Genomic DNA, 1,295 nt, shown 5'->3' with positions numbered 1-1,295 from the left:
AGGCAAAGGTCAGGCGCAGCATGCCGGGGGCAGCGCAAATGCGGCAGGAGCGGCGGAGGCGGCTGGCAAAACGCAACACGGCTTTACCCTCAGCGGGCGAACTGGCTTAAAAAGCGCGCGTCGTTTTCGAAGAACATGCGCAGGTCGCCAATGCCGTATTTGAGCATGGTCACACGTTCCACGCCCATGCCGAAAGCAAAGCCGCTGACATCGGAGTCATAACCCACGGCTTCAAACACTGCCGGGTCCACCATGCCGCAGCCGAGAATTTCAACCCAGCCCGTGGTTTTGCACACGCGGCAGGGGCTGTCGCCGATATGGCCCTGGCCGCCGCACATGCAGCAGCTCATGTCCACTTCGGCAGAAGGCTCGGTAAAGGGAAAAAAGCTCGGCCTGAAGCGCACGCGGGTGTCGCTGCCGAAAACGGCGCGAACAAAGGTGGTGAGCGTGCCGCGCAGGTGGGCCATGCTGATGCCCTGACCAACCATCAGCCCCTCGATCTGGTGGAACATGGGAGTATGGGTAAGGTCGCTGTCGCGCCGGTAGACCTTGCCGGGAACCACAACGGCAAGCGGGGGCTTGCGCTGCAGCATGGTGCGGGCCTGCACGGGCGAGGTATGGGTGCGCATGAGCACCTTGTCGGTGATGTAAAGCGTGTCCTGCATGTCGCGGGCAGGGTGCTCGGGCGGCATGTTGAGGGCTTCGAAGTTGTAGTAGTCCTGCTCCACTTCAGGGCCTGACGCGACGTCAAAGCCGAGCCCTTGAAAAATCTGGCAGATTTCTTCCATCACAAGGGTGGTGGGGTGCAGGGTTCCGCTCCAGGGGGCGCGTCCCGGCACGGAGGGGTCGAAGCGCTTGAGCGCTTCTGCCTCACGCCCGGCTTCCAGCGCCGCCTTGCGGGATTCAAACAGCGCATTGCAGCGTTCCTTGACGCTGTTGGCTGTTTGCCCGACGGCGGGGCGCTGCTCCGGCGCGAGCGAGGGAAGGCGGCTCATGATCTGGGCAATTCTGCCCTTGCGGCCCAGAAAATCCACCCGCAGGGCTTCAAGCCCTTCCAATGAAGAAGCCTGATCCAGACCTTTTTCAAGCTCAGGGACCAGGCCTTCCAGTGCAGAAATCAGATCCATACGGATTCCCGATGCCGCCTGTGCGGCGCTGACGTTGAATTTTGCGTGGCTCAAAAACAGGGTGTGGGCAGCGCATGCACACCGCCCACACCCTTATAGCACGTATGGCCCTGCTCCCGCAAGCCGACCCGCCGCATGTTCAATGTGCGGGCCGGCGCGGCCTGGAGG

Annotated in this window: 1 protein-coding gene; it reads right to left on the bottom strand. The window is 62.5% G+C overall.

Annotated features, from left to right (window positions below):
* Positions 1-89 precede the first annotated feature (89 nt).
* Positions 90-1,127, bottom strand: a complete 1,038-nt coding sequence (pheS, locus tag V6C16_RS13505) for a phenylalanine--tRNA ligase subunit alpha (protein ID WP_333543469.1) — start codon at positions 1,125-1,127, stop codon at positions 90-92.
* Between the last annotated feature and the right edge of the window lie 168 nt (positions 1,128-1,295).

It is taken from the genome of Desulfovibrio sp. 1188_IL3213 (genome assembly GCF_036763145.1).
Classification (GTDB): domain Bacteria; phylum Desulfobacterota; class Desulfovibrionia; order Desulfovibrionales; family Desulfovibrionaceae; genus Desulfovibrio.
This window is presented reverse-complemented; position numbering and strand designations above follow the sequence as displayed.